Source organism: Stenotrophomonas sp. HMSC10F06 (genome assembly GCF_001807865.1).
GTDB lineage: Bacteria > Pseudomonadota > Gammaproteobacteria > Xanthomonadales > Xanthomonadaceae > Stenotrophomonas > Stenotrophomonas bentonitica_A.
On the sequence record NZ_KV791291.1, the window covers coordinates 82,638 to 102,759 of the forward strand.

A 20,122-nucleotide genomic window follows, 5' to 3' on the forward strand; every position below is an offset into this window, starting at 1 on the left:
GCGCCGAAGAAGGTGAACTGCACCAGCATCGCGCGGGCGTAGGTCAGATCGAACACGGCCTTCAGATGCGGGATCAGGATGTCATTGAGGCAGGTGAGGAAGCCCCACATGAAGAAGATCGTGGTCGCCACGGCCAGCGCAACGCGCGTGTTCACCACGGGCGCGGCGGAGGATGAGGATGGGAGGCGGGGCGTTGGAGAGATGGGCATTCAGGTACGCGCCTCAGTGCGCGAGCAGGTGATTGGGGGAGCCATCAGACAGTCATCGCGCCGCTGCTCTCGCGAACGCGGAGCTGGACCGGTGCAACGGTACGGGCCGGTGCGGCGTCGGGATGATCCAGACGCAGCAGCAGCAGTTCGGCTGCCTGTCGCCCGCGTTCGCGCGGGTTGACGGTCAGCGTGGTCAGCGGCGGCGATGCCACCGAGGCCTCGGAAATATCATCGAAACCGGTCACCGCGAAATCGCGGCCCGGCTGCACGCCACGCGATGCCAGGCCCAGCATCAGACCCAGCGCGACGCTGTCGTTGTAGCAGACCGCTGCGGTCGGCACGGCATCCAGCGCGAACAGCTCGCCGGTGCGCGCGGCCGCATCCAGGCGGCTGGGCGAGGTTTCGATCAGCCACTCCGGCTGCACCGGCATGCCGGCTTCCACCAGGGCCTGCGCATAGCCGGTGCGGCGCTGATGGCAGGAACTGGACACCGCATGACCGCCATAGAACGCGATGCGGCGGTGGCCCTGCTCGATCAGATGCCGCGTGGCCAGATAGGCACCCTGCTGGTTGTCCAGGGTCAGGAAGTCCCAGTCGGCACCGGGCAGCTCGCGGTTGAACAGCAGCACGTTGGCGTGCCCGAGCACCTGGCGCAGCTGCCCGGCATCGCTGCCTTCGGCGGGCGACAGGATCAGCCCGGCCGGCATGTGCTCCATCAACGTGGTCAGCACTGCCTGCTGCCGCTCCGGCGATTCACCGGTGCTGCCAAGCAGGGTCACGAAGCCCTTGCCGCCCAGCGCTTCGTCCACCCCGGAGGCGAACTCGGCGAAGAACGGGTTGGACAGGTCGTTGATGACCAGCGCCACGCTGGACGAGGTACGCCGGCGCAGATTGGCCGCGCCACGGTTGTAGACATAGCGCTGGCGCCGCAGTTCGGCCTCCACCTTGGCACGGGTGTCGACATTCACCAGCGGGCTGCCACGCAACACCAGCGAGACGGTCGCGCGCGACACGCCGATCGCTTCGGCGATGTCGGTCACGGTGACCGCGCGCGTGCCTTTGCCGGCGGGGGTGGCCTTGTCTTTCATCGGGTAGTCGGGTTCCTCAAGCAAGGTGCAAGCCTAAACGATCGCATTGACCAGCGGTCCGTGCCCCGTGCCGGCGGTCAGCCCCGATGGGCTGGCCACGGCACGGGCCGGTGCGTGGCTCATTCGAGCACCGCGCCCGGGGTGGCGCAGAACGAGGCCGGCAGCGCCTCGGCCTGGGTGCCCCAGCCGTTCTCCGGCGCGGTGCCGCCCAGCGCGAAGGCGATGGTGCCACCGCGCTGCAGCTGCGCCCAGTCCAGCCACACCGGCGCATGCGCGCGGCCATCGACCTGGACATTCTGGACGTACTGCAGCTTGCGGCCGTCGGCGCCCGGTGCCTTCAGGGTGAGCGTCCTGCCCTGGCCCAGATCGATCTCGGCGCGGGCGAAGCGCGGGGTATGCAGCAGGAACTCGCCGCTGCCCGGCACGGCCGGGTACAGGCCGAGCGCGCTGAACAGGTACCAGGCCGACATCGTGCCCAGGTCATCGTTGCCGGTGACCCCGTTGGGCGCGTTGGTGAACAGCTGCTGCGCGGCGCGCACCACGGTGGCGGTCTTCCACGGCTGGCCGATCAGCGTGTACATCCACGGCGCATGCAGGTCCGGCTCGTTGTTCGGGTTGTAGCGGTACTGGTTGTAGTAGCTGTACGGGCCAACCACCCATTCCTTGCGTGCGGCGGTCAGCGGCGAGGTCACCAGCGCGTCGTAGGCGAAGAACGTGTCCAGGCGGCGAGCGGCCTGCTCGCGGCCATGCATGGCCTGGACCAGGCCCGGCACGTCCTGCTGCGCCAGCCACTGGTACTGCCACGCAGTGCCTTCATGGAAGCCATGGTGCGAGCGCGGGCTGTACTTGCCATCGGCCGGCAGGTACCACGCGCCATCCTCCATGCGCGGCCGCGGGAAGCCGTTGAAATCGCCCTCCTCGTCACGCACCGACGGGTCCCACACCTTGCGCCAGTTGCGGCCGCGCTCACGCAGCACGCCGGCATCGGCGGCATGGCCGAGGCCATCGGCCATCTGTGCCAGCGCGCAGTCGGCCAGTGCGTACTCCAGCGTTGCCGAGCCACCGTGGTGCGGGTCCACGTCCATGCTCTTGGAGGGGAAGGCGCGGTCGTACTGCACGTAGCCGTTGGCCAGGTAGCTGGGGTTGCCCGAACGGCCCGCATGACGCGAGTTCATCGGCGGCACTTCGAACGCGTTCTTGCGCAGCGCGGTGTAGGCCTCGCCCTCGCGGCCGGCCAGCGCGCCGAAACGCCACAGGTCGACCAGGAACGGCGTCACCGGATCACCGGTCATCACGTTGGTTTCGAAGTTGGCATAGCCCCAGCGCGGCAGCCAACCGCCCTGCGCCTCGATGGCCAGCAGCGTGCGGCCGATGTCGCGCGCGACCTCCGGCTTGGTCAGGGCCAGCCACTGGTTCTGCGCGCGGTAGGTATCCCACAGCGAGAAGTACTCGTAGTAGGTCCAGCCGTCAGCGCGATGGATGTTGTCGTCGTAGCCACGGTAACGGCCGTCGGCATCGCTGCCGGTCAGTGGCTGCAGCAGCGCGTGGTACAGCGCGGTGTAGAGCACGGTACGGTCATCGTTGCTGCCGCCCTGCACACGCACGGCCGCCAGTTCCTTGCGCCACTGCTGCTGTGCCATCTGCCGCATCTGGTCGAAAGCAAGCAGGCGGTCGCCCTGCATGCCATCGCTGCGCAGGTTGGCGCGCGCGCCTTCGGCATCCACGTGGGAGATCGCGCTGACCGCGGTCACCGCGCGGCCCTTGCCCAGGTCGAAGCTGAGCCAGGCGCCACTCGGCTTGAGCTCGCCTTCCATGCCATGGCGGGCGCCGGGCAGGCCACCGCCCTCGCCCCAGGTGCCGAACGACTTGAACGGGCGGTCGAACTCGATGCGGAACCAGGTGGTGTACTGATGGCCACCGCAGAAGCTCTTGGTGACCAGCTTGCCTTCCACGGCGCGGTCGCCGACCACATCGACCACGCTGCCGATCACCGAATGGCGCTCGTTGGCCTGGCCGAGGTTCACCAGCACGTGGCCGGTGCCTGCATCGGCGGCGAAGGTGTAACGCTCGGCCGCGGCACGGGTGCGTGCGGTGGCTTCGGCATCGATGCCGCCGTAGTTGGTCAGGCGCACCTTGTAGTAGCCCGCCTGCCCGACTTCCCCGTCGTGGGTATAGCTGGAGGCGTAGCGCTTGTGATCGAAGCTCTTGGCGTCGTCGGTATTGAAGTCGCCGCCCGGGCCGATGCTGCCGGTCACCGGCAGGACCGAGACCTGGCCGCCCTGCTCCCAGCAGCCCGCACCGGAGAGGAAGGAATGCCCGAAACCCCGGATCTTCGGATCGTCGTAGCGCCACCCGGCGTAGTGCTCACCGATCGGGCTGACCTGGATCAGGCCGAACGGCGCCGAGGCACCCGGGAACGTATTGCCATCGTCCTTGCTGCCGATGAAGGTGTTGACCTCGCGCTCCAGCGCGGCGGGCGCGGCGGGCGCGGCCTGCAGCATCAGCGGCGCGCAGCTCAGCGCCAGCAGGCAGGCCAGGCCGGCGAGCGGGCGGCGGCGGGCCGGGATGGCGCCGGCGGCGGAAACGACGGAAGGACGGTGAGAAAGACGGGTCACGGACACGGACTCCTTGGCGGACGTGGCGGCAGCGCGAACCAGTGGCGGCGGGCGCCTCTAATTCCCTGGACTGGGCGACCCAATCCACACCCCGGTGAATTTAGATCGATTTAAGTAAAGCACGGGAATTTCAATCGATGCATTCTGCGCTGCAACATCGAGGACCGATCGCCAGCACCCCGCCCTGCCCGAGCCTGCGCAGTGCCTGGCAGTGCCCGGTGCCGGGGGCCGACATTCCGTCCCATCGGCCGATATAGCGGGCTGAAGCCCCGGACCCAGCAACATCGCGGGATCGGCCGGGGTCAAGCGAAAGCACGCCCCGCGTCCATATTGCGGAGCAGCATGCTTCCCTCGCGCGGTCGTGCTAAAAATCCCCCGCCAATCGTTTAGATCGATCCAACTTAAAACGGTCACGATTGCCGGAAGTGGGGAGCCGGGGGACTGCCCCACGCGATGCATGCGGGACGCGCCAGGCAACTCGACGCTCGAGATAATTTGGCTCCACCCATTAGATCGATTCAAAGAATTCGTATCGCCACCGTTTCAATCCAGGAGAGGGAGAGAGTGGAATGAAGATGTCACGCATGCACCGCCGCGTTGCGTTGTCCGCGGCCATTGCCAGCGCGTTGGCCACGGCCGTCGTGCCGGCCGCGCTCGCGCAGCAAGCCACCCCGGCCACGGGTACACCCGATGCCACCACGCTCGACAGCGTGACCGTCACCGGCTACCGCTACGCCATCGAAAAGAGTCTGCAGCAGAAGCGCGACGCCAACGCCGTGGTGGAAGTCATCACCGCCGAGGACGTGGGCAAGTTCCCCGACAAGAACGTCGCCGACGCGCTGCAGCGCGTGCCTGGCGTGGTCATCGAGCGCAGCGGTGGCGAAGGCAAGACCGTCAGTGTGCGCGGCCTCGCTCCGGACCTGACCCTGACCCAGTTGAACGGCAACTACGTGGCGACCTCGGAAACCAACAACGAGGCCACCCGTTCGTTCAACTACACGCTGCTGCCGGCCAACATGCTCTCCAGCGCCGAGCTGTTCAAATCGCCAGAGGCCCGCCTGGATGAAGGCGGCATCGGCGGCACCGTGATCCTGCACACGCGTCGCCCGCTCGACATGGAAGCCAACTCCGGCTACGTGAACCTGGAGGGCACCTCCTCGGACACCAGCCACGACGTGGATCCGCAGACGTCGGCGCTGTACTCCTGGCACAGCAAGGATGAGCGCTTCGGCGTGCTGGTCGGCGCGACCAAGCAGACCCGCACCAGCCGTACCATGCAGGCGAGCACCGAGGACTACCAGTGGTACGGCAACGGTACCGACGCGGTGGATGCCTACGGCAATCCGCAGCTGCAGGACGGTATCCACTACTGGTGGGGCCAGTCCGGCTTCAATGACCAGAGCGGGCGCAACTACAGCGAATTCTTCATGCCGACCTCGGTGAACTTCGCCGTCAAGGAAGAAAAGCGCGAGCGCACCGGTGGCCAGTTGACCTTCCAGTTCAAGCCGACCGACAACCTGACGCTGACCGCCAATTACTTCCGCTTCGAGCTGGAAGGCAATTACACCCAGAACATGTTGAAGATCCCGGAATGGAACCTCGCCCGCTTCAACGGCGACGGCAACTGGGACGGCGGCCGCCTGCTCAACGGGCTGAACTTCGACCCCTCCGGCAGCATCGTGACCGGCGCGCAGTACGAAAAGCTGGCCGGCAAGACGTATTACTGCAGCGAAGAACAGGCTGCTGCCGCCGGCATGGCGCCGGGCGGCTGGGGTCCGGACGACTGCACCATCCCCACCCCGCAGCTGACCGGTACCTACAGCAAGGAAAAGGCGCTCTCGCAGACCGGCGACCTGACCGTCGAGTGGGATATCAGCCCGCTGTGGAAGGCCTCCTTCACCGGTGGCCGCACCTGGTCCGAAGGTGGCCCGTCGATGAACTTCGGCATGTCCGCCAAGCCGCGCCGCCAGGTCGACGGTGTGTGGCAGTCCGGCAACACCTACAGCGCATGGGATCTGACCGGTACGCCGAGCGCCACCTTCTCGCCGAACCTGCAGGACCAGTTGATGGCCGGCATCGCCGAGATCGACACCGGTTCGACCGGCTCGTCGTGGATGCAGACCGAGGTCAAGCAGAACTACTTCCAGGCCGACTTCACCAAGCTGTTTGAAAGCGGCTGGCTGGACTCCATCCAGTTCGGTGCCAAGTACCGCGACGGCGATGTGCACCGCAATACCGGCAACACCTACTGGGTGTGCCAGGGCAAGGATCCGGCCGACTACGACAACAACCGTTACCAGGCCGGTTGCGATGCCACCGCCGGTGTCGCCCAGCCGGGCTTCTTCCTGTCCAACCCGATCAGCAACATCGCCGGCGGCTTCAACGCCAACGTGTTCCCGGGCATCAACTACCCGGCCTACATCAACTACCTCAACGAAAAGTACGGCGGATCGCACAGCCGCAAGGAAGAGGACTTCGTTTACAACGTCAACGAGAAGATCTACTCGGGCTACTTCCAGGCCAACTTCCGTACCGAGCGCGTGCGCGGCAACGTCGGCGTGCGCGTGGTCCGGACCAAGCAGTTCGCCGAATCCAGTGACTCGGTCGAGAAGTTCAACGACTACTTCCAGGACAACGCCGCCGGCTCGCCGATGGGCTGCAACGATCCTGCTGCCGCGCCGCTGATCGCCTCCAATACCGGCTATGTCTGCCAGAGCGGCTTCGTGCGCCTCCCGGATGGCCTGGCCCGCGAGAAAACGTACGCCTTCACCTCGATGGACAAGACCTACACGGACTTCCTGCCGAGCTTCAACATCGCCTGGGACATCACCGATACGCTGGTGCTGCGCGGTGCGGCCTCCAAGGTCATCGCACGCCCGAGCTACACCAGCATCGCTGCGCCGGGTGCGCTGAACTACATCAGCGAGGAGTACAGCAACGACCGTCGTGTCGCCGGTGGTACCGACACGCCCGGCTGGTACGGCTATGGCAGCAACAAGAACCTGGAACCGTTCGAAGCGACCCAGTTCGACGTCGGCCTGGAGTGGTACTTCAAGCCCGGCGCGGTAGCGGGCCTGGGCCTGTTCCGCAAGAACGTGGACAACTTCACGGTGCCGGTGGTCCGCGACCAGCAGATGAATGTCGGTGGCGAAACGGTCACGGTGCAGAAGTACGAGACCCAGGCCAACGGCCGCGATGGCGTCTCGCAGGGCGTGGAGCTGTACGGTCAGTACACCTTCGACACGGGCTTCGGCATCCAGGCCAACTACACCTACAACGACACCAACCTGGCCGCCATCGTGCTCGATGGCGAAGAGATCGGTTCCTCGCCGCTGGTGGGCAGCGCCAAGAACCAGGCCAACGTGACCCTCTTCTACGAGAACGAGAAGTTCCTGGCACGCGCGTCGTACAACCGCCGCGGTGAAGTCGTGGGCGGTCCGGTCAACGGCATGAGCCAGTACTCCGAACCGTACGACCAGCTGGATCTCAACGTGGCCTACAACTTCACCGAAGCGCTGACCTTCACCGCCTCGGTGCTGAACGCGACCAAGTCCGAGCAGCGCATCCATCTGGGCAACGACACCAAAGCCCGCCTGGTGTCCAACACCTACACCGGCCGCCAGCTGTACTTCGGCGTGAACTGGAAGTTCTAAGCGTTACCCGCCCCCGCCTCCGGGCGGGGCAACGGTCCTCCACGGCAGCTGCGCTTGTACAGGCGGCTGCCGTTTTTTTTAATCCAGCGCCGCGCGCAGTGCGTTGACCTGCGCCACGTCGGTGGCGGTCCAGTCCGGTGACAGTCCCATCAGGGCGGGATTGTGGTGACGCATCGCCGAGGGCTGCGTCGTCTTCGCAGAGGCGTGAAGTTCGGTGCACCCACTGCGCTCGGCGACCTCCACGGCGTTGGCCGCCGTGATTCCCGCACCAGCCATCAGTGAGATGCGGTCGCCTGCCTGCGCCACCAGGGCGGCCAGCACATCGGCACCGGCCAGCGCACTGGCCTGCCCGCCCGAACTCAGGATGCGCTGGCAGCCCAGCGTCACGATCTGCTCCAGTGCCGCCGGCAGATCACGCGCCGCATCGAAGGCACGGTGGAAGGTGATGCCGAGTGGGCCTGCTGCGGACACCAGTTCCCGGCACAACGCCATGTCGATGCCACCGTCGGCATCCAGAGCGCCGATCACCACACCGTCGCAGCCGAGCGCACGGCAGTACGCGATATCGCGCAGCATGATCTCGGCCTCCAGCGCGGTGTAGAGGAAATCGCCGGGACGCGGCCGGATCAGCACGAACAGGGGAATCTGCAGGCGCTCACGGGCGACCGCGATGCTGCCCTGCGACGGGGTCGTGCCGCCCTCGGCGAGGTTGTCGAACAGTTCGACCCGATCCGCCCCGCCGTGCTGGGCCGCCAGGGCGGAGGCCACCGAATTCGAGGCGATCTCCAGCAGCCGGCGCGGCGCGCTCACGTCTGCTCGCTCGTGTACACCGAAGCGGAATCACGCAGATCGTCCTGCCGGTCCTTGTCGCAGACCGCGTAGACGAAACCGCGGTGCAGTGCGTAGGCACCCACTTCGCCGTGCTTGTTCAAGGCGAGGAAGCAGACCTGCAGGGTCCTGCTCGCCTCGGGGCGCTTGCGCACCACCCGCGCGATCGCCTCGCGGCAGGCCTCGGCCGGCGAGCGACCCTGGCGCATCAACTCGACCACCAGGAACGAGGCCGCATTGCGGATCATTTCCTCACCCACGCCCGAAGCGGTGGCGGCACCGACCTCGTTGTCCACGTACAGGCCCGCCCCGATGATCGGGCTGTCGCCCACGCGGCCGTGCATCTTCCAGGCCATGCCACTGGTGGTGCAGGCACCGGCCAGACGCCCCTGGGCATCGATGGCGAGCATGCCCAGCGTGTCGTGGTTGCTGCTGTCACCGGGGCGGCTGCGCCGCTCGGCATTGATCTCGGGGGTGTACTGCGCGGTCTTGAGCCACTCGCGCCAGGCCTTCTCGGCTTCCGGGGTGAGCAGCTTCTTCCGCTCAAAGCCCTGCTGCACGGCGAACTGCTGCGCGCCCTCGCCGACCAGCATCACGTGCGGGGTCTGCTCCATCACCCGCCGTGCCACCGATACCGGGTGCGCGATATCACTCAGCGCCGCCACCGAACCACAGCGACCATCGCCATCCATGATGCTGGCATCCAGGCTCAGCACGCCATCACGATCGGGATTGCCGCAGCGCCCGACCGTGGGATTGCACAGATCAATCTCGGCCCAGCGCGCACCGGCTTCCACGGCATCGAGCGCCGAACCACCGGCCGACAGCGTTTTCCAGGCGACCTGGTTGGCCCCTACGCCGAAATCCCAGGTGGACACCACCCGCGCACCGGCGGCGGAACGCGCCTGCAGCGTCGGCAGTGCGAGGGCGCCAGCGGCCAGGGCACCGGCCTGGAGAAATCGCCTGCGGTCAGTCATGGGTAGGTCTCCAGCGAACGGGCAAGGAAAGAATTACACGACGATACAGCGATGTTCCGCGTGCCAGACCGCCGCGCCAAGAACGCCCAGCTCGCCGTGGTCCACCCGCCAGATCGGCACCTGGCGCAGCACCTCGTGCATCACGCCCTTGGCCAGGAAACGCGCGCGGAAACGGCCATCACGCAGGAAGCGATCCACCCGCGTGGAGATGCCGCCCGCCAGATAGACCGAGCGCGCACCAAAGGTGGTGGCCAGGTCGCCGGCCAGGCTGCCAAGCCAGGCGCAGAACACCTCCAGCGTTTCCACCGCCACCGGATCCACGCCCTCGTGCGCGGCGGCGATCAGTGCCTCGGTGCTGGTCCAGTGCGGTGTGACGCCACGGATATCGCACAGGCAGGGATACAGGTTCATCAGCCCGCCACCGGACAGCACGCGCTCGTTGTCCACGTGGTCCCAGCGCTGCAGCAGGCGCGAGAGCACCTCCAGCTCCAACGGATTGCAGGCATTCAACGCGGCATGGCCGGCTTCACTGGCCAGCACCGGCCGCTCGCCGCCTTCAAAGCGCAGTGCCGCGCCCAGCCCGGTGCCCGGCCCCAGCACCAATGCCGGGAAGCGCGGTGCCGCGCCGGGATCGCCATTTAGGGCCACCATGGACTCCGGCGCTACGTGCGGAATCGCGTAGGCCACTGCTTCGAAATCGTTGATCAGCGCCAGCGAAGCCAGCCCCGAATCATGACGGGTCTGCGCGACCGAGACCGGCCACGGCAGATTGGTGTTGACCAGGTGATCGCCGTCCAGCAGGCCGGCAATCGCCACCACCGCATTGTCCGGCGCGGCGGGCAGCGTCGCGATGAAATCGGTCAGGATCGCGGCCAGGCTGGGGTGCTCGGCACAGGCATAGCGCTGAAGACCGCTCAGCTGTGGCGCTGCACCAGCGCGCACGCTGGCCAACGCGACGCGGGCGAAGGTACCGCCGACATCGGCCACGATCAGCGTGTCAGGGAGGGAATCCCGCGGGGCCGCCGTCCGCGCCACATCAGGTTGAGCCGGAACCGGTACCGCTGCGCTCACTCGCTTGCCTTGGTTGAATCGATTGAATCCCGGCGATTCTCAGGCATCGCCGGGGGAATGCAAAGCCGCCTGCGCCATACAGCGCCGTACTGAACCCACGGCGCCGTGATCAGGGCTTGGCGGTCTGCAGGCGGTAGCTGGTGCTGGCCGTGGCCGTCGGGCCATCGCCCTGCACGGCACGCACCTCCACCTTGTGCTCGCCTACCGGCAGGTTGGTCGGCAGCGCGCCGCGCCACAGGTGCGGCGACGGCGTGGCTTCCGGCGAGCGGTCGAAACCGCGCAGGCGCTCGGCGGTATCGTCGGCGACGTTCTCCTGCAGCAGCCGCGGATCGGGCTGCTCGACACGCTTCATCGGCTGCCAGGCGCCATCGTCCACGCGGTACTCCACCAGCGAATCGGCCTGGCCCATGAACACGTTGGCGTACACGCCCCACGCCGGATACGCGCCGTGGCGCAGCACCTTCGGCGCATGCAGTGCGATCTGGTAATCGTCCGGTGCACGCGCCACGTAATAGCGCAGGCCGTAGTCGCCACCGGGCTTGACCGACAGCACCGCATAGCCGTTCGGGGTGCCATCGCTCATGGTTGCGTCGGGGATGCCGCTGCTGTCCTTCACGCCCGACCAGAATGCCCCGCAGGCCGCGCCCACGTTGTACTCGTGCAGCGGCTTGCTGCCCTGCCAGCCTTCGGCCGCGCCGTGGTAGTAGTGCTGCTGGGTGTGGCTGTGGCCGCTGAGCACCAGCACGTTCGGGAAGTCCTTCAGCAGCGCGAACAGGCGCGTGCGATCGGCATGGCGGAACGTCTCCCGGCCGGGTGCCGCATCGAACAGCGGGATGTGCATGCCGAGCACGATCAGCCGATCACGCGGCAGGCCCTTGAGGTAATTGCCGAGGAAGGTGAACTGGTCCGCGCGCAGGCCGCCCACGTAGCTCGGCTTGGCCTTGGGGTCGTAGACCACGTCATCGAGGAACACGAAACTCGCGCCCCCCTCTTCGACCGCATAGGTATCCGGGCCGTACACGGCGCGCCAGCTGTCCAGCGAGTGCGCATCGTTGCCGGCGTCCATGTCCAGGTCATGGTTGCCCGGCACGTGGAACCACGGCACCTGCAGCTGCGCGGTGACCTTGTTGATGTCCGGGTACAGGCTCAGGTCGTCATTGACGATGTCGCCCAGGGTCGTGCCCAGTCGCGCCGGGTGTTTGCCGATGATCGGCTCGACGATGGCGCGCTGGTAGTAGCCGATGTCCTGGCGGCTGGCGGTCTGCGAATCGGTGAACACCAGCATCTCGAAGCCGTTGCGCGCGGCATCGGTGCCCTTGGCCGGCTCCAGCGCGAAATCCCAGTTGCGGGTGGCACCGCCGGTGGCACGGATGCCGTCGTACTTCAGCTTCGGCGAGCCCTGCGGCGCATAGTGGCGCCAGTAGGACGGCAGTCCGTTGGCAGCGGCCGGGAAACGGTACTCGTCCGGCTTGATCACGAACACCGTCTGGCCCTCGCGCACCGGCAGGCTGTAGCTGCCATCGGCGGCGGTGCGCACGATCGTTTCACCGTTGGAAACCTGCACACCGGCCAGGCCGGGATCGGTCGGGCCGCGGCCCGGCTTGCCGTCGCGCTCCTGATACACCTTTCCGGTAACGGTCGTTTCAGCAGCCCAGGCAGGCGAAGTCATCAACAGCAGGCAAGCCAGCCAGGCGGCAGTACGGGTCATCGGGGGTGGTCCGGTCGGGGGTGGGGAATTGTAGAGCCGCACATCATCGCCTGCACCGCGTTTCACCGACGTTAAACGATGTGCAGCCCTGCCCTACCCGGCGTGGCGCGCCGCCAGCACCGCGACCGCGTCGTCCAGCGACAGGCCGCGCGCCCGCAGCAGCACGGTGAGGTGGAACAGCAGGTCGGCCGACTCGCCGAGCAGCGCCTCGTCATCCTGCGCCACGCCGGCCAGCGCCGTCTCCACCCCCTCCTCCCCCACTTTCTGCGCGATGCGGCGGGTACCGCCATCGAATAGCGAGGTGGTGTAGCTGCCAGCCGGGCGCTGCTGCTCGCGCTCGCGCACCACGGTATCCAGCCGGCCCAGGAAGTTGCCCGGCGCCTGCGGGAAGCAGCTCTCGCTGCCGGTATGACAGGTGGGGCCGGCCGGGCGCGCACTGACCAGCACAGTGTCGTTGTCGCAGTCGATCCGTATGGCGGTCACCGCCAGCACGTTGCCGGAGGACTCGCCCTTGGTCCACAGCCGCTGCTTGCTGCGGCTGAAGAAGGTCATCTGGCCCGTGGCGAGGGTCTGCTCCAGGGAGGCCGCATTGGCATAGCCCAGCATCAACACGCGCAGCGTATCCGTGTCCTGCACCACCACCGGCAGCAGGCCATCGCCCTTGCCCCAGTCCAGCTGCGCCAACGCCTCGCGCGACGGCCGCACGTCGATGGAATTCACCTCAATAGACATCTCGAACCTCGATCTGCTGCTCGCGCAGGAACTGCTTGAGCGCGGGAATGGCGATGGCGCCACTGTGGAAGACGCTGGCAGCCAGCGCACCATCGACGTCGGCCTGGTCGAACACATCGGCGAAGTGCTGCATCTCGCCAGCACCGCCGGAGGCGATCAGCGGCACCTGGCACAGCGCACGCGCCTGGCGCAGCTGGGCCACGTCGTAGCCGCGGCGCACGCCGTCACTGTCCATGCAGTTCAGCACGATCTCGCCGGCGCCGCGGCGCTGCGCCTCCACCAGCCAGTCCAGCGTGCGTACGGCCACCGCCTGGGTCTTGTCCGGGTCGCCACTGAACCGGCGCACCCGCCATTCGCCATCCGGCTCACGTACCGAATCGATACCAACGACGACGCACTGCACACCGAACGCATCGGCCAGTTCCTCAATCAGTTCCGGCCGGCCCAGCGCCGGGGAGTTGATCGAGATCTTGTCGGCACCGGCATGCAGCACGCGCCGCGCGGTCTCCACATCGCTGATGCCGCCAGCCACGCAGAACGGAATGTCGATCAGGCGCGCGATGCGCTCGATCCAGGCCACGTCCACCGCGCGCCCTTCCGGGCTGGCGCCGATGTCGTAGAACACGAGTTCATCGGCGCCCTGGTCGCGGTAACGCATCGCCAGCTCGGCGATATCGCCCATGTCCACGTGGTCGCGGAAGCGCACGCCCTTGACCACGCGGCCATCGCGCACGTCCAGGCACGGAATCAGGCGGCGGCTCAGCATGCCAGCGCTCCTTCCAGGGTCATGCGCCCTTCCAGCAGCGCCTTGCCGAGGATCGCGCCGCCACAGCCGACGGCCTTGGCCTGGGCCACGTCCTGGGCATCGCGCACACCGCCGGAGGCCTGCACCGCCACGCCGGGCAACAGCCGCGCCAAGTGCTGGTAAAGCTCGATGTTCGGCCCGGACAGCATGCCGTCGCGCGCGATATCCGTACACAGCAGGTGCTGCATGCCGGCCTCGGCGTAGCGCTGGGCCAGCGCCTCCAGCGTGTCCTCGGCGGTCTCGGTCCAGCCATGCACCGGCAACAGCCAGCGGCCGTCCTCGGCCTGGCGGGCATCGAGTGCGATGGTCAGCCGGTCCGGACCGAACTCGCGCAGCCAGCCGATCACCGTGTCCGGCTCGCGCACCGAGACCGAGCCGACGACCACCCGGGCCGCACCGGCATCAAGAATCCGGGCGACATCATCGCGCGAGCGCACGCCGCCGCCGGTCTGCACCTTCAGGCCGGTCTGCGCCGCGATCGCAGCCAGCAGCGGCGCCAGCGTGTAACCGCCTGCCCGGGCCGCATCCAGGTCCACCAGGTGCATCCAGCTTGCGCCGGCCGCGGCAAAGGCCTGCGCGCGCGGCAGCGGGTCATCGCCGTAGGTGGTCTGCCGCGCGTAATCGCCCTGCAGCAGCCGCACTACACGGCCTTCGCGGATGTCCAGGGCGGGATAGACGATGAAACTCATGTGGGTTCGTTCTCGATGAAGTTGCGCAGGATGCGCGCGCCCGTATCGGCCGAGCGCTCCGGGTGGAACTGGGCGCCACTGTGCCGGCCGCGCTGCACGACCGCCGCGAACAGCCCGCCGTGATCGCAGGCCGCCACGGTGTCTTCGCCCAAGGGTGCCGCATAGCTGTGCACGAAGTAGGCACTGGCGCGTGCCGGCACACCGGCCAGCAACGGCGACTCGCGCAGGGGCAGCAGCCGGTTCCAGCCCATGTGCGGCACACGGATGCCGGTGGCAGGACGCAGGTGGCGAACGACCCCGGGCAACAGGCCCAGGCATTCGACATGGCCCTCTTCAGAGCCATCGAACAGCAGTTGCATGCCCAGGCAGATCCCAAGCAGCGGTACCTGCAGCTCGCGCAGCGGCTGCACCAGACCCTGCGCATGCAGACGCGCCATGCCGTGCGGGGCCGCGCCGACGCCGGGCAGGATCACCCGCGAGACACCTTCGAGCCCCTGCGCATCGCGCACCAGCCGCACCTGCACGCCCAGCCGTTCCAGCGCATAGCGGACCGAACCGAGGTTGGCTCCACCCGCATCGATCAGCGCAACCTCGGTCACAGTGCCCCCTTGGTGCTCGGCAGCGCGGTGCCCTGCCGCGGCAAGGCCTGGCGCAGCGCGCGCGCCAGCGCCTTGAAGCAGGCCTCGACCTTGTGGTGGTCGTTGTCGCCGCGCACGCTCAGGTGCAGATTCAACCCAGCCGCATCACACAGCGAGCGGAAGAAGTGCGGCACCAGCTCGGTCGGCATGTCACCCACGCGCTCGCGCTTGAACTCGCCTTCGAACACGAAATACGGGCGGCCGCTGAAATCCAGCGCGGCACTGGCCAGGGTCTCGTCCATCGGCAGGGTGAAGCCGTAACGGCCGATGCCACGCTTGTCGCCGAGTGCCTCGCGCAGGGCCTGGCCCAGCGCCAGGCCGGTGTCTTCAATGGTGTGGTGCTCATCGATGTGCAGGTCGCCCTCGGCCTGCACACTCAGTGCGAAGCCGCCGTGCTTGCCGATCTGCTCCAGCATGTGATCGAAGAACGGCAGCCCGGTGTGGGTCTGCGGCTCGGCGGTGCGGTCCAGATCGACGTCAACCCGGATCTTCGTTTCTTTGGTATTGCGCTGCACGGTGGCGCGGCGCGGCGCATCGGCCAGCTCATGCGCGATCGAGGTCCAGTCCCAGTCGCCGCCAAACTGCTCGGTGCGCAGCTGGAAACCGCGGATCTTCATGTTCTCGGCGAACTGGATATCGGTCAGGCGGTCGCCCACCATCGCCGAGCGTGCCCAGTCGATGCTGCGGTCCTGCAGATACGGCAGCATCAGGCCGATGCCCGGCTTGCGGGTCGGTGCGTTGTCCTGCGGCCAGGTGCCGTCGATCAGTACGTCACGGAAGGTGATGCCCTGGCTGGCGAAGATCTGCAGCATCAGGTCGTTGGGGCCATCGAAGCTGGCCTGCGGATAGCCTTCGCTGCCCAGGCCATCCTGGTTGCTGACGATCACGAACTGATAGCCCGCATCGCGCAGCTTGAGCATCGCCGGGATCACATCGCGCACGAAGCGCAGCTTCTCGTAGGCGTCGATCTGGAAATCGGCGGGCTCTTCGATCAGGGTGCCGTCGCGGTCGACGAACAGAATCGGGGTCATGCGGCAGCCCTCCGGGCCATCAGGGCGGCAAGTACACGGTCATTCTGCTCGGGGCTGCCGATGGTGATGCGCAGCGCATCGCCAAGCTGGGGTGCAGCCCGCTGGTCACGCACCACCACACCGGCGGCGAGCAACGCGTCGAAGGCACCCTGTGCATCGGCAAAGCGGACCAGCAGGTAGTTGCCCTGCGAGGGATAGACACGCACCACACCGGGCAGCGCGGCCAGGCCGGACTGCAGGCGGGTACGTTCGGCTTTGATCTGCGCGATGCGCCGGGTAGTCACGGCCAGGCTCTCGGCGCCGAGACCGGCCAATGCCAACTCGGCACAGGGCGCGGGCACCGGGTATGGCGCCTGGCAGCGGCGCAGCAGCTGGATCAGCGCGGCATCGGCGATCAGGCTGCCAATGCGGGCGGCCGCCAGCGCATGCGCCTTGGACAGCGTGCGCAGCACGGCGATGTTCTCGTAACGGCTCAACAGCGTAGTTGCGGTCGGTTGCTCGGCGTACTCCCCGTAGGCCTCATCCACCACCACCAGCGCCCTGCCCTGCAATGCCGTGGCCACCCGCTCGATCTCGGCCAAGGTGATCACGCTGCCCGCGGGATTGGACGGCGAGCACAGGAACACCAGCTTGGCGTTGCCCGACAGCGCCGCGGCAATGACGGCATCGATATCGGCGACCAGCGCATCGCCCTGATCGACCAGCGGCACCTCGATCAACGGCGCGTTCTGCAGGCGCGCGCAGACGGCATACATGCCGAACACCGGCGGCGTGGTCACCACCGCATCGCGGCCCGGCTCGCACAGCGCGCGTACCAGCAGATCGATGGCCTCGTCGCTGCCGCGGCCGATCAGCAGTTGTTCGGACGAGCAGCCGTACAGCTCGGCCAGGCGATCACGCAGCGCCGCTGGCTGCGGGTCGGGATAGCGGCGCGCCCCACCGGCGGCGTCGGCCGGATTGGCCCAAGCCGATTCATTCGCGTTGAGCCAGACATCGCCGACCAGCGCACTGCTGCGCGCCGAGGAATACCCCGCAAACGCCTGCAGGTCGGCACGCACCAGGGACAGGATGGAGGCAGTGCTCATGCGGCCGCCTCCATGCGCAGCGTCACCGCGTTTTCGTGGGCGTCCAGGCCTTCGGCGCGTGCCAGCACGCGGGCACACTCGCCGATCGCTGCGATGCCAGCGGCCGTGGCCGACTGCACGCTGATCAGGTTCTGGAAGCTGGCCACGCTGACCCCGCTGTAAGCGCGGGCAGCGCCGGCGGTCGGCAGCACGTGGTTGGTGCCACTGCAGTAGTCGCCCAGCGCTTCGGGGGTGTAGTCGCCCAGGAACACAGACCCGGCCGCTTCCACCTTGTCCAACCACGCGCGCGGCTCGCGCAGCGCCAGGATCAGGTGCTCCGGCGCATACCGGTTGCTGATCGCGAAGGCGTCGTCCAGCGAATCGACCAGGATCAGGCGCGAGGACGCCAGCGCCTGCGCGGCGATTTCCGCACGCGACAGCTGCGCCAGCTGCGCTTCAACCGCCGCCTCGACCCGGTCCACCATCGCCGCGTCGTCGGTCAGCAGCAGCACCTGCGAATCCGGGCCGTGCTCGGCCTGCGATAGCAGATCGGCGGCGACGAACGCCGGCGTGGCACCCGCATCGGCAATCACCAGCACTTCGGACGGCCCGGCCGGCATGTCGATCGCCGCGGCACCGTCCTGGGCGACCTGCTGCTTGGCTTCGGTCACGTAACTATTGCCCGGGCCATAGAGCTTGTCGCACGCCGGCACGCTGTCAGTGCCATACGCCATCGCCGCGATCGCCTGGGCACCGCCCAGCTTGAACACGCGGTGCACGCCGGTCAGGCGTGCGGCCACCAGCACGGCCGGATCGGCACTGCCGTCCTTGCGTGGCGGCGTGCACAACACGACTTCCCGGCAGCCGGCCAGCTGTGCGGGCACCCCCAGCATCAGCGCGGTGGACGGCAACGGCGCGCTGCCGGCCGGCACATACAGACCCACCCGACCGATCGGCCGCACCACGCGTTCGCAACGCACGCCGGGCGCGGTCTCGACCGCATAGCCCTGGGTCATTCCGGCCTGGTGGAAGGTACGGATGCGCGCGGCCGCATCGATCATCGCCTGGCGCAGCTCGGCCGAGACGGCCTGCTCGGCGGCAGCGAATTCCGCCTCGCTCACCTCGAAGGTATCCGGCGCCACCCCGTCAAAGCGCAGGGTGATCTCGCGCAGCGCGGCATCGCCGCCTTCGCGTACCGCGGCGATCAGGGCCGCGACCGACTCACGGGTGCGCGCCGCAACGGCCTGGACCGGGCGTTGCAGCGCCTGCGCCTGGGCGCCGGCATCCAATTGGGACCACGTCAAACGATTCATGCCAGCGACCGCTCCACACTCAATACCATCAAGCCCTGCGCACCCGCGCGCTCCAGGTCCTCCAACCGCTGCCAGGTCAACGCACCGTGGCACATGGTCTGCAAACGCAGGTGGCCGCCGTCATCGGGCAACTGCACCAGCGGATCGGCGTCGGGCAGCAGGCGGGTCAACTCGGAGACCCGGTCCAGCGCGGCGCGGAACATCAGCAGCTTGCTGTCCTGCACGTTCACCACGCCATCAAGGCGACGCAGCAGCATCGCCATCAGACCGGCGCGGGCGTCATCGGGCGTGCGGACCGGGCCGGCCAGCACCGCCTCGCTTTCCAGCAGGGTTTCGACCGGCTTGAGCTGGTTGGCGGCCAGGGTGGCGCCGCTGGAGACCAGATCGCAGATCAGGTCGGCGGTGCCCAGGCGCGGGGCGATTTCGACCGATCCGGACAGCTCGACCACCTGCGCATCCACGCCACGCTCGGCCAGCCAGTCGGCCAGGATCGCGGGGTAACTGGTGGCGATGCGCTTGCCGGCCAGCTGTTCGACGCCGGTCCATTCCCATTCCTCCGGCACCGCCAGCATCAACCGGCACTGGCCGAAGTTCAGCCCGCGCAGCGCCTGGTAGGCATCCGGCAGGCCGGTCCGGCGGCGGGCGGCGCCCTGCTCGTCCAGCTCGTTGCGGCCGACGATGCCGAAATCGCAAACGCCATCGGCGATCAGGCCGGGGATGTCGTCATCGCGGACCAGCAGCAGGTCCACCGGCAGCGACTCGCCGTAGCAGAACAGCTTGTCGCGGCTCTGCCGCCAGCTCAGCCCGCAGGCGGTCAGCAGGCTGCGGGCGGGCTCGGCCAGCCGCCCGTTCTTCTGGATGGCGATACGCAGCCGGTCACGTGCCGGGGCGGTCTGGGTTGCACTCATGGGGAGGCTCACTTACTCGGATTCGGGGGAGGACGGCGTGGCGGCAATGGCGGCGGCATAGCCGCCGTGGCCATGCTCCAGCGAACGCGCCACGCGCCCGGTGGTGGTCACGCTGACGCCGGTCAGTTCGTGGATTTCGCGATACGGCACGCCCTGCTGCAGCAGCGGCACCACCTTCCAGCGGTCCGACAGCGCCTCCAGCTCGGCCGGGGTGCACAGGTCGCGCAGGAATGCGGTGACCTGTTCGGCGCTGGACAGCGCGGCGAAGGCCGCAGCCAGGCAGGCCAGATCGGCCTGGGCATCTTTTTCTCGGGGGGCGGGGCGTAGTTTCATCGTATCAATGTAATAGCGTGCTATTACATTAGCGCAAACGAAGCTCCAGGGTCAAACCGGGTGGCTGCTCGGATCAGGTTGGTTCAGGGGCGGGAACGAAAAACGCCCGCGGAGCGGGCGTTTGTTTTGGGTATCGGGCGTTCAACGGCGTACCGACCAACGGTCGGTACCTACCGGCACGTTACCTCGGCGCGGAGGGCGCCGCTGCGCAGGCACTCGCCGAACAGGCTGCCCTGGCGGCTCGGGATGGAATGGATGGTTTCCAGCTCCCCTGCCCCGTCCGGGCACTTTTTCCCGGCCAATCCGCGCAGGTCACGCTGCAGCTGCTCCCGGTCGATCACGTGGCAGCGGTCGACCGTCAGCCGGTACTGGCCCGGACCGATCCGCTGGCCATGCAGCGCAGGATCGGTCCGGCACGCGGTCAGCAGGAGCAGCAGCGTTGCCGCCACCCCCAGCCGCC

17 protein-coding genes and 1 pseudogene are annotated in these 20,122 nt (G+C 67.8%); 1 reads left to right on the forward strand and 17 read right to left on the reverse strand.

The features are described from left to right. The 3 genes and pseudogenes from HMPREF3113_RS18995 to HMPREF3113_RS12365 all read right to left on the reverse strand — a co-directional run. A pseudogene (locus tag HMPREF3113_RS18995) lies at positions 1–209 on the reverse strand (glucose/galactose MFS transporter); the annotation flags it as partial. A 44-nt stretch (positions 210–253) separates the two neighbouring features. Next, positions 254–1,297, reverse strand: coding sequence for a LacI family DNA-binding transcriptional regulator (locus tag HMPREF3113_RS12360; RefSeq protein WP_019182992.1), 1,044 nt, complete (start codon positions 1,295–1,297; stop codon positions 254–256). Positions 1,298–1,416: 119 nt separating this feature from the next. After that, on the reverse strand, positions 1,417–3,798 hold the full coding sequence (locus tag HMPREF3113_RS12365) for a GH92 family glycosyl hydrolase (protein ID WP_254665293.1): 2,382 nt from the start codon (positions 3,796–3,798) through the stop codon (positions 1,417–1,419). Positions 3,799–4,481: 683 nt separating this feature from the next. Here HMPREF3113_RS12365 and HMPREF3113_RS12370 point away from each other — a divergent pair. Further along, complete coding sequence (locus tag HMPREF3113_RS12370; protein WP_019182994.1) at positions 4,482–7,565, forward strand: TonB-dependent receptor; 3,084 nt, start codon at positions 4,482–4,484, stop codon at positions 7,563–7,565. Between the two features lie 78 nt (positions 7,566–7,643). On the opposite strand, the gene HMPREF3113_RS12375 is transcribed toward HMPREF3113_RS12370, so the two are convergent. The 14 genes from HMPREF3113_RS12375 to HMPREF3113_RS12440 form a co-directional block, all read right to left on the reverse strand. Next, positions 7,644–8,375 (reverse strand): copper homeostasis protein CutC, encoded by a 732-nt coding sequence (locus tag HMPREF3113_RS12375; protein ID WP_070472944.1) that lies wholly within the window; start codon positions 8,373–8,375, stop codon positions 7,644–7,646. After that, on the reverse strand, positions 8,372–9,370 hold the full coding sequence (locus HMPREF3113_RS12380; RefSeq protein WP_070472947.1) for a glycosylasparaginase: 999 nt from the start codon (positions 9,368–9,370) through the stop codon (positions 8,372–8,374). Before HMPREF3113_RS12380 ends, HMPREF3113_RS12375 begins: the two co-directional genes overlap by 4 nt. A 33-nt stretch (positions 9,371–9,403) precedes the next feature. Further along, positions 9,404–10,405 carry a glucokinase gene (locus tag HMPREF3113_RS12385; RefSeq protein ID WP_070472950.1) on the reverse strand — a complete coding sequence of 334 codons (1,002 nt, stop codon included), beginning with the start codon at positions 10,403–10,405 and terminating at the stop codon, positions 9,404–9,406. Positions 10,406–10,550: 145 nt separating this feature from the next. Then, positions 10,551–12,149, reverse strand: a complete 1,599-nt coding sequence (locus HMPREF3113_RS12390) for a calcineurin-like phosphoesterase C-terminal domain-containing protein (protein WP_070472953.1) — start codon at positions 12,147–12,149, stop codon at positions 10,551–10,553. Positions 12,150–12,242: 93 nt separating this feature from the next. Further along, positions 12,243–12,869, reverse strand: a complete 627-nt coding sequence (hisIE, locus tag HMPREF3113_RS12395) for a bifunctional phosphoribosyl-AMP cyclohydrolase/phosphoribosyl-ATP diphosphatase HisIE (RefSeq protein ID WP_172838084.1) — start codon at positions 12,867–12,869, stop codon at positions 12,243–12,245. Position 12,870: 1 nt separating this feature from the next. Then, complete coding sequence (gene hisF, locus HMPREF3113_RS12400; protein WP_070472955.1) at positions 12,871–13,647, reverse strand: imidazole glycerol phosphate synthase subunit HisF; 777 nt, start codon at positions 13,645–13,647, stop codon at positions 12,871–12,873. Next, entirely contained in the window at positions 13,641–14,375 is a 735-nt protein-coding gene (gene hisA, locus HMPREF3113_RS12405) for a 1-(5-phosphoribosyl)-5-[(5-phosphoribosylamino)methylideneamino]imidazole-4-carboxamide isomerase (RefSeq protein WP_070472959.1), read from the reverse strand. Before hisA ends, hisF begins: the two co-directional genes overlap by 7 nt. Continuing rightward, entirely contained in the window at positions 14,372–14,974 is a 603-nt protein-coding gene (gene hisH, locus HMPREF3113_RS12410; RefSeq protein WP_070472962.1) for an imidazole glycerol phosphate synthase subunit HisH, read from the reverse strand. Before hisH ends, hisA begins: the two co-directional genes overlap by 4 nt. Continuing rightward, the gene (gene hisB, locus HMPREF3113_RS12415) at positions 14,971–16,044 is read right to left on the reverse strand and encodes a bifunctional histidinol-phosphatase/imidazoleglycerol-phosphate dehydratase HisB (protein ID WP_070472965.1); all 1,074 of its coding nucleotides are present in this window, start codon (positions 16,042–16,044) and stop codon (positions 14,971–14,973) included. Before hisB ends, hisH begins: the two co-directional genes overlap by 4 nt. Continuing rightward, entirely contained in the window at positions 16,041–17,129 is a 1,089-nt protein-coding gene (gene hisC / locus HMPREF3113_RS12420) for a histidinol-phosphate transaminase (RefSeq protein WP_070472967.1), read from the reverse strand. Before hisC ends, hisB begins: the two co-directional genes overlap by 4 nt. Continuing rightward, entirely contained in the window at positions 17,126–18,421 is a 1,296-nt protein-coding gene (hisD, locus tag HMPREF3113_RS12425; RefSeq protein WP_070472970.1) for a histidinol dehydrogenase, read from the reverse strand. Before hisD ends, hisC begins: the two co-directional genes overlap by 4 nt. Then, positions 18,418–19,329 carry an ATP phosphoribosyltransferase gene (gene hisG / locus HMPREF3113_RS12430; RefSeq protein WP_070472973.1) on the reverse strand — a complete coding sequence of 304 codons (912 nt, stop codon included), beginning with the start codon at positions 19,327–19,329 and terminating at the stop codon, positions 18,418–18,420. The genes hisD and hisG overlap by 4 nt, the downstream gene beginning before the upstream one ends. A 12-nt stretch (positions 19,330–19,341) precedes the next feature. Beyond that, positions 19,342–19,662: a YerC/YecD family TrpR-related protein gene (locus HMPREF3113_RS12435; protein WP_070472979.1), complete on the reverse strand. Its 321-nt coding sequence runs from the start codon at positions 19,660–19,662 to the stop codon at positions 19,342–19,344. A gap of 170 nt (positions 19,663–19,832) precedes the next feature. Further along, positions 19,833–20,111, reverse strand: a complete 279-nt coding sequence (locus HMPREF3113_RS12440; RefSeq protein WP_254427787.1) for a hypothetical protein — start codon at positions 20,109–20,111, stop codon at positions 19,833–19,835. Positions 20,112–20,122: the final 11 nt, after the last annotated feature.